Genomic DNA, 7,601 nt, shown 5'->3' with positions numbered 1-7,601 from the left:
CGGCGCGGCCACCCTGGTCGGAGATCCGCCGAACATCATCATCGCCAGCCGTGCCGGGTTGAGCTTCAACGACTTCCTGGTGCACATGGCGCCGATGGTCATCGTGCTGATGGCGGTGTTCGTCGCCGGGTGGGCCACCCCTCACAAGGCACTGCTGGGCATCCTCGCCCTACTGCCCGGCACTTCCGCCAGCGAGATCCGCCGTCGGCGGGTGTAGAACGACTGGCGGCCCTGCTCGATTAGCGACTCGCCGGGCTCCGGCCGCGTGTGGCTGCTGCGGCGCCCAAGACACTATCTGGTGCAGCACCGGGCGACGGGGGGGGAGGGCGTCTGGTCCGCCCTTCCCTCCGCAGCCATATGAGCCGACAGCTCCAGGTGCCTTCTATGACGCTCGTGCGGTCGTGCCCATCAGGTGGCCTTGCCCCGGGCGATGTAGAGGTTCATGTCGGTGAAGTCGAGGGTGAGGTTGTAGGGCTTGTAGAAGCTGTGGGAGAAGCTGGCCATGATGTCGAATCCGTACGGGGCGAGCACCTGGTTGGGGTTGGTCATGCAGTAGACATCCTTGGCGGCGGCGTCGCCGAGGCGGAGCTCCTTCGGGTAACTGGGGTAGGCGACGACCGGGTGGCTATGGGCGGCAGTCTCGACCGGGCGGTCGTAGTCGGTGCGGATCCCCAACTGCTTGGCCGTTTCCCCGGGTATGTTCGCGCAGGTCTCGCCGGTTCCGCCGATGGGCACGGTCACCATCCGTGGTCCGGAGCCGGCGATGCTGCCCATGGTGTGGCACATGTGCTCACGGGCCAGCCACAGCGGCAGCGGCTCTGCACCTGCCTGTTTGGCGGCGGCGCGTGCCTTCCTGGCCGTTTCGGGGGTCTTGTGCCGCAGGATCAGCGCCTGGCCCGCGTAGTCGAAAGTGGTCAGCAAGTGGTAGAAGACCCACGTGCCGATGATGCCATCGCTGGCGTCCAGGGCCGTACTCGTGTCCGACTCCGACCACTCCACGGGGACGTTGCGCAGTTCGATGCCGCCCAGCTTGAAGGAGTCCAGCACCCCGAAGTACTGCCATTGGGTGCCTCCCAGATAGTCGATCTTCTGACTGGCGACGGGGCTCAGCCCGGCCTCCTTGGCCACCTTCGCCGACATGCCCAGCCATGAGGCGCCAGTGTAGGGCAGGAAGCGCTTCGGCGGCCCGCCGTTGACCGAGGCCTCTACCAGCGGAAACGGATCCATCTGCAGCCATGGCACCCGCGCGATGTCGCCCTGGACCTGATACGCCTTCCCGCTGACCGCCCCGAACCATTTGGCGTAGGCTTCCTTGCCGGTCGCCTGCCAGCAGGGAACGGACAGGGCGAGTTTGTCCTGCCGGAGGTAGCAGTCGCCCAGGAGCTGGTTGGTCTCCTTGTCGTCGGGCGCCAGTTTGAGGGCCATCGTCAGATACTTCTCGGCCTCGGGGAACCTGTTGGACAGTAGCGCTACATAGCCACGCTGGCGGGCCGCCCGCACGTTCGCAGGGTCTGTTTTCAAGATCGCCTCGTAGGCGCGGCCGGCCTGCTCGAACTTCCCGGCCTTGAACAGCGCGTCCGCGTCACCAGTGTCGGCCAGCGCCGTGGCCGCGCCGCCTAGCAGCGGCGCGGTCGCGGCGGCACCGGCCACCACGGCGGCGCCCCGCAACAGCGAACGCCGGTCCCAAGCTCCGCCATCAACCAAGGTCTTCTCCCTTTTCATGATCATTTATGCTGGAACTTTGTCTCCAGCGAACGGTCCCAGCAGCTCCGGCCTGTCGGCCTGCGGCTTCCCGTCCAGGGTGGACAGCCGGGTCAGGGGCCAGCTCTTGGCCCCTCCCGAACGGCCGGGTCATCCCCGATCAACAACACTCGCGACACGCCCCCGAGTTTCACCGCACGCTCCGTAACTCCGCCCGCCGGCCAACTCCGTCCACTATCGGCCGTCCGTTTCCTCGCCTCGTCCGCGCCGTGTCATGGTTGTGTCACGGCCGCGCAGACGGGCCGCCGTCGAGAACCGTGACATATCGCGCCAATCGTCGCCCGTCATGCCACGCACCATCCCGCCTCGGCCGAGACCGGCTGTACGCCGCGGTCACGCAGGTGGTCGCTGTGCTCCTGCTGTTCCCGGTCGAGCGGATCACTCCGTGCCCGGCGTACCTGGCGCGCAGCCCGGTTGAGCGCGTCGGCCGAACCATCCGCTGCGGCCAGTTGGTCGGGCAGCTGACCGAGAACGTCTGCGGATGCCACCCTCGTCGCCCCAGTCCACTTGGGCCTGAGCGTCAGGCGCCACTTCGCTCTTCCCCGGTGCTGCTGGCGGTGTCGGACAACGGGCCGCAGATGACCTCCTCGGCCACGCGGATGTTCGTGGCCGGAGCACGGATCGCCCAGCACTTCGGCCGTCCCCGGCACCCCGAACGACCAGGCGTGGATCGAGTCGCTGTTCGGGCACGTCAAGGACGAGTTCCCGCACCTGGACAAGATCACAGACCCGTACGAGCCGGAGGCCGGACTGGACGCCATCCGGGCGTTCTGCAACGAGGTCAGGCTGCATGAGGGCATCGGGTACGTCACGCCCGACGATGAGCACCATGGCCGCGGTGAGGCGGTCCGAGCCGGTCGCCGCGCCGGGCTGGAGGCCGCACACGAGGCCGGGTTACGACCCGGCGAGAACTACGCCAGGATCCCCTTTAACCGCTCCTGCGGCTGATGGGTATTTCCGGCCCGATATGGTGAATTTTCTCTGACACACCTCGCACCCGTACCGGCGGGACAACTATCCCGGTGAGGTCGGGCCGCGTTGTAGTGCTCCAGGTGGCGGGTGACTCTGTGCAGCTACCCGTCCACTGTGAGGTGGTGATCCGCCTGATTTCACCGGCAAGTATCCCTACCAGTGCCACATCCTCAACCACGAGGACAACGGCATGATGGCCATCAGTGATGATGGAGATGGCGCTTCTCACCAGAGTCTGACCCATCGCCTGACTGACCTCGGGTCCTCAACGGGATCTGTCGGCTCTCGCCGGGAGGCGCTCATGTGCACTCACCGGACGTGGCACCTGTGCCCCTGCTCATGCCGACGTTCGCGCCGCCTGACCCACTGGACCACCCGATTTTCGGATCGGCATCTTATGGCAGGCCGCGTGACACCAGCCCGCTAGCGATCTCTGACGGCCCGGCCGAAGACCCACGTTCGCAGGAGGAGGGAGCTTGTCACCTGAAGAGTGATACCCCCGCTCACTCCTCCTGCAGCATGGTGATGACCAGTTGCGGGTTGGTGGCGAAGGCGATCTGGTCCGGGATGTGGGCGCGGGCACGGTGGGCGGGGTCGCCGGTCCAGGTCTCGGGCAGGTACAGGCGGCGGTTGATGAAGGTGTGCCCGGCCGGGGAGGCATGGGTGAGCATGGGCATGGCCTGGCAGTTTTCGACCTGGCCGGTGCGGCCGCAGTACTGGCGGGTGACGCCGGCGGACTGGTCGCCGCGTTTGAGGGCGGCGGTGTCGTCGGCGATCAGGACTGCGCCAGGGTGGGCGAGGTGGTCGACCACGTAGCGGCGGACCTCGTCGCGGAGCCGGTCGGGGTCCCATTTGGCGCGGGCGAGCAGGTGCTCGAAGCGGTTGGCGGTGGGGTGACCGATGTGGTCGGACAGCTGCCAGGAGTTCTCGCGGGGCACGTCGCTGAGCAGGGCGCGGACCAGGTCACGGAAGACGGCGCGTGGTTCGGGCCGGGTGAACAGCGGGCCGGCGAGGCGGTCGGTCAGGGCCTGGAGGCCCCGGGCGCCCTGCCGCTCCACACCCCATCCGACCTGAACTTTCTCGATTCTCGACCCCCTTCCGCGAGGCGAAGATGGCCGAGTTCATGCTCATCACATGCTCTTCGGCACGCGTCCGGCACATCGGCGGGCCGATAGCGAGACGAGGGCCTCGTGCGCCTGCACGCAGAACTCAGCGATCGGCAACGCGCGGCCGACGCCGCTGATCAGCTCTTCCAGCAGGCCAGAGCAGAGGCGGAAGCCCGGGGTCGATGTGCGCGGCTCCGCGGAACCATGGTGAAGGACCTTGTCGAGGCCGCCAGGCATGGTGCGGCGAGGACCGGCACGGTGACGGCCCGGGGCGCCAGGGCGTGCAACTCCTCGCACGCCGCGTCGTCACCGCTGACCAGCACGACGGGCAACCCCCGTAGGAGGCCCCAGGAGGGTGTTGATGCCGATCTCACCGTGCGAGGCGCAGTGATGGGCGACGACCTGGCAGGCAGGATCCGCGCATAACGGAAGGTCGTCAGACCGGATCCTGCATTGGACGGCGACTACACGTAGGTATAGTGTGCTTCTCGCGTGAGAAGTATTCTGTACGGTTGGATAGGAGCTGGTGCCAGTGACGATGTCCGGTCCCGACCCTGAGGACCTCACCGCCCGCGCCCGGATCAGAGACGCGGCGTTGCAGAACTTCGGCGAGCACGGGTTCGAGCGCGCGACCATCAGGGGGATCGCCGAGACCGCAGGCGTGTCCTCGGGGCTGGTCCGCCACCACTTCGGCTCCAAGCAGGAGCTGCGCGAGGTCTGCGACGCCTACCTGACCAAGATGATCCGCAGGCTCAACGACCAGGTCCGCGCCAACACCGTGCCCGGCGACGTGAACTACATCGCCCTTGGCAGGGTGGCGCTGGGTCCGTACCAGCAGTACCTGGTGCGCGCCCTCACCGAAGGCTGGGCGGCGCCCGTGTTCGACGAGTTGGTCGAGCTGGGAGAGCAATGGCTCGCGGAAGCCGACGCGAAACGTCCCGATCCGCCCTACGCCGACCGTAAGGCCCGCGCGGCACTGAGCGTCGCGATGGCGCTGTCCGTCCCGATCCTGCACCGGCAGCTGTCACGGACCGTGGGCGTCGACGTGTTCAGCCCGGAGGGCGACCACCTGCTGGCCAAGGCCATGCTCGACATCTACTCCCACCCCATATTGAGCCCGGAAGAGGCCGCGGAGATGCGGGACGCCCTCGACAAGATCCACGACACACCACCACGAGCGGAACGCGTGACCGCGATCCGCCAGGATGAGGAGCACGACCATGAGTGACGCCATCACGGTGGCCGGGTTGGTCAAGACCTTCGGATCCAGCAGAGCCCTAGACGGCTTAAACCTCGTCGTCCGTACCGGCGAGGTGCACGGCTTCCTGGGACCGAACGGCGCGGGCAAGAGCACCACGATCCGCGTCCTGCTGGGCATGATGCGAGCGGACGCGGGCACCGCCCGGCTGCTCGGCGGCGACCCGTGGGCCGACGCGACGGCGCTGCACCGCCGCCTGGCCTACGTCCCCGGCGACGTCACGCTGTGGCCCAACCTGTCAGGCGGGGAGGTGATCGACCTGCTCGGCCGGCTGCGGGGCGGACTCGACCAGAAGCGCCGCGCTGATCTGCTGGAGCGCTTCGACCTGGACCCCCGCAAGAAGAGCCGCACCTACTCCAAGGGCAACCGGCAGAAGGTGGCCCTGGTCGCGGCGCTAGCGTCCGACGCCGAGTTGCTCATCCTCGATGAGCCGACCTCGGGCCTGGACCCGCTGATGGAGGAGGTGTTCCGCGAGGCCGTCCAGGAGGAGAAGCACCGCGGCCGGACGGTGCTGCTGTCGAGCCACATCCTGTCTGAGGTCGAGGCGCTGTGCGACCGGCTCACCATCATCCGCGACGGCCTAACCGTCGAGAACGGCACCCTCGCCGACCTGCGCCATCTGACCCGTACCACCATCCAGGCCGAGCTGTCCGGACCCGTGGACGGGCTGGCTGGCCTGCCCGGCGTGCACGACCTGCGCACCGAGGGCGGCCGGGTCCGCTTCGCCGTCGACGCCGCCGCGCTGGACACGGCGCTGCAACAGCTCACCGCGGTGGGCGTGCGCAGCCTCGTCAGCCAGCCGCCCACACTGGAGGAACTGTTCATGCGGCACTACGACCGCACCGGCGCGAGCACCGGGCGACACGCGGAGGCGCGGCGATGAACGCGCTGACCGGCGCGGGAAAGCTGATCCGCCTGGCACTGCGACGTGATCGGGTACTGCTCCCGCTGTGGGTCTTCCTCCCGTGGCTGTTCCCACTCGCGTTCGTCGCGGCCTTCAACAGCGGGTACCCCACCGCACAGGCGCGCCAGGAGTACGCGGAGACGAGCATCCACAACACGGCCTTCACCGTGACGTACGGCGCGCTGCACGGATCGAGCCTGGGCGAACTGGTCACCTGGCGTGCGGGCTTCATCCCGCTCATGGTCGGGCTGATCAGCATGCTGACGGTCATCCGCCACACCCGCGCGGAGGAGGAGGCGGGCCGGCGCGAACTGATCGGCGCGACCGTGGTCTCCCGCCACGCGGGCCTGGCAGCCGCACTGATCACGGCCAGTGGCGCCAGCCTGGTCCTCGGCATGCTGACAGCGTTGGGCCTGATCAGCCAGGGCCTGCCGGCCGCCGGTTCGCTGGCGTTCGGATTCGGGTTGGCCGGCACCGGGTGCGTCTTCGCCGCGATAGGAGCGGTGGTCGCCCAGCTCACCACCAGCGCCGGCAGCGCCCGCGGCATCGGGATCGTCGTCCTCGGCGCCGCGTTCCTGCTGCGCGGCATCGGCGATGTCAGCGGCAAGGCCGACGGCGGGCTCGGCTGGGTGTCCTGGCTGTCGCCGATCGGCTGGGTCGGCCAGGTCCGGCCGTTCGGCGGTGAACGCTGGTGGGTCCTCGGGCTCGCCGCCTGTGCGGTCGCCGTGCTGACCGCATGGGCCATCGTCCTGTCCGGGCGGCGGGACCTCGGTGGCGGCATGTTCCACGACCGTCTTGGTCCTGCTGCCGCCGCGTCCGGCCTGCGCACGCCTCTAGCGCTCGCGTGGAGGTTGCACCGCGGGTCGCTGGCCGGCAGGGTCGCGGGCTTCGCCCTGGTCGGATTTGTTCTGGGCAGCATCGCCGAGAGCCTTGGCAACGTGATGAACAACAGCACTCCGGCGGCGCGAGATATCCTCGCCCGGATAGGCGGTCCTGGCACCGTCGTGGACCAGTTCCTCGTGGGCATGATGGCCATGCTCGGCGTGGTCTCCGCGGGGCTCGCCATCCAGGCCGTGCTCCGGCTACGGGCCGAGGAGAGCGGCGGGCGTGTGGAACCTGTCCTGGCCACCGCGGTCGACCGGCTGCGGTGGTCGGGCGGCCACCTGGCCTTCGCGCTGCTCGGCCCCGCGCTCGGACTGGTTGTGTTCGGATCGGCGGTCGGGCTGGCGTACGGGATGAACACCGGAGACCTAGGCGGGCAACTGCCGCGCATGCTGGGCGCCGCCCTCGTCCAGTTGCCCGCGGTGTGGGTGTTCGCCGGGCTCGCGTTCGCGCTGTTCGGCCTCCTGCCCCGCTTTTCCGCCGGCGCGTTCGCCGTACTCCTGGTGAGCACGCTGTTCGGTTGGGTCGGCGCGGAGCTGGAACTCAGCCAGTGGGTGATCGACCTGTCGGCGTTCGCCCATCTCCCGCAACTCCCCGGTGGTGAGGTCAGGGTGCTGCCGCTGGTCGTGCTGACGGCGATGGCGACAGTGCTCATCGTGCTCGGCCTGGCAGGCCTGCGACGCCGTGACATGCCGGTCGGCTGAGCCCGCACAACCCT

Annotated in this window: 6 protein-coding genes and 1 pseudogene; 4 read left to right on the top strand and 3 right to left on the bottom strand. The window is 68.6% G+C overall.

The annotated features are described in order from the left end of the window. A pseudogene (locus ABGB18_RS48105) lies at positions 1-112 on the top strand (SLC13 family permease); the annotation flags it as partial. A 296-nt stretch (positions 113-408) separates the two neighbouring features. Here ABGB18_RS48105 and ABGB18_RS48100 read toward each other — a convergent pair. The 3 genes from ABGB18_RS48100 to ABGB18_RS48090 form a co-directional block, all read right to left on the bottom strand. Next, on the bottom strand, positions 409-1,722 hold the full coding sequence (locus tag ABGB18_RS48100; RefSeq protein WP_347702429.1) for an aspartyl protease family protein: 1,314 nt from the start codon (positions 1,720-1,722) through the stop codon (positions 409-411). Between the two features lie 1,514 nt (positions 1,723-3,236). After that, positions 3,237-3,791 carry a transposase gene (locus tag ABGB18_RS48095; RefSeq protein WP_347702428.1) on the bottom strand — a complete coding sequence of 185 codons (555 nt, stop codon included), beginning with the start codon at positions 3,789-3,791 and terminating at the stop codon, positions 3,237-3,239. A 72-nt stretch (positions 3,792-3,863) separates the two neighbouring features. Further along, a complete protein-coding gene (locus tag ABGB18_RS48090) occupies positions 3,864-4,076 on the bottom strand; it encodes a hypothetical protein (RefSeq protein WP_347702427.1) in 213 nt (70 codons plus the stop codon). A gap of 301 nt (positions 4,077-4,377) precedes the next feature. On the opposite strand from ABGB18_RS48090, the gene ABGB18_RS48085 reads away from it, so the two are divergent. From ABGB18_RS48085 to ABGB18_RS48075, 3 genes are read left to right on the top strand one after another with little or no spacing between them, the layout of a single operon-like run. Continuing rightward, on the top strand, positions 4,378-5,067 hold the full coding sequence (locus tag ABGB18_RS48085; RefSeq protein ID WP_347702431.1) for a helix-turn-helix domain-containing protein: 690 nt from the start codon (positions 4,378-4,380) through the stop codon (positions 5,065-5,067). Then, positions 5,060-5,980: an ABC transporter ATP-binding protein gene (locus ABGB18_RS48080; protein WP_347702426.1), complete on the top strand. Its 921-nt coding sequence runs from the start codon at positions 5,060-5,062 to the stop codon at positions 5,978-5,980. Before ABGB18_RS48085 ends, ABGB18_RS48080 begins: the two co-directional genes overlap by 8 nt. Next, a complete protein-coding gene (locus ABGB18_RS48075) occupies positions 5,977-7,587 on the top strand; it encodes an ABC transporter permease (protein WP_347702425.1) in 1,611 nt (536 codons plus the stop codon). Before ABGB18_RS48080 ends, ABGB18_RS48075 begins: the two co-directional genes overlap by 4 nt. Positions 7,588-7,601: the final 14 nt, after the last annotated feature.

Source organism: Nonomuraea sp. B12E4, from assembly GCF_039871825.1.
Taxonomy (GTDB): Bacteria; Actinomycetota; Actinomycetes; order Streptosporangiales; family Streptosporangiaceae; genus Nonomuraea.
The sequence above is the reverse complement of the archived record's forward strand: the minus strand, read 5'-3'. Positions and strand labels throughout refer to the sequence as shown.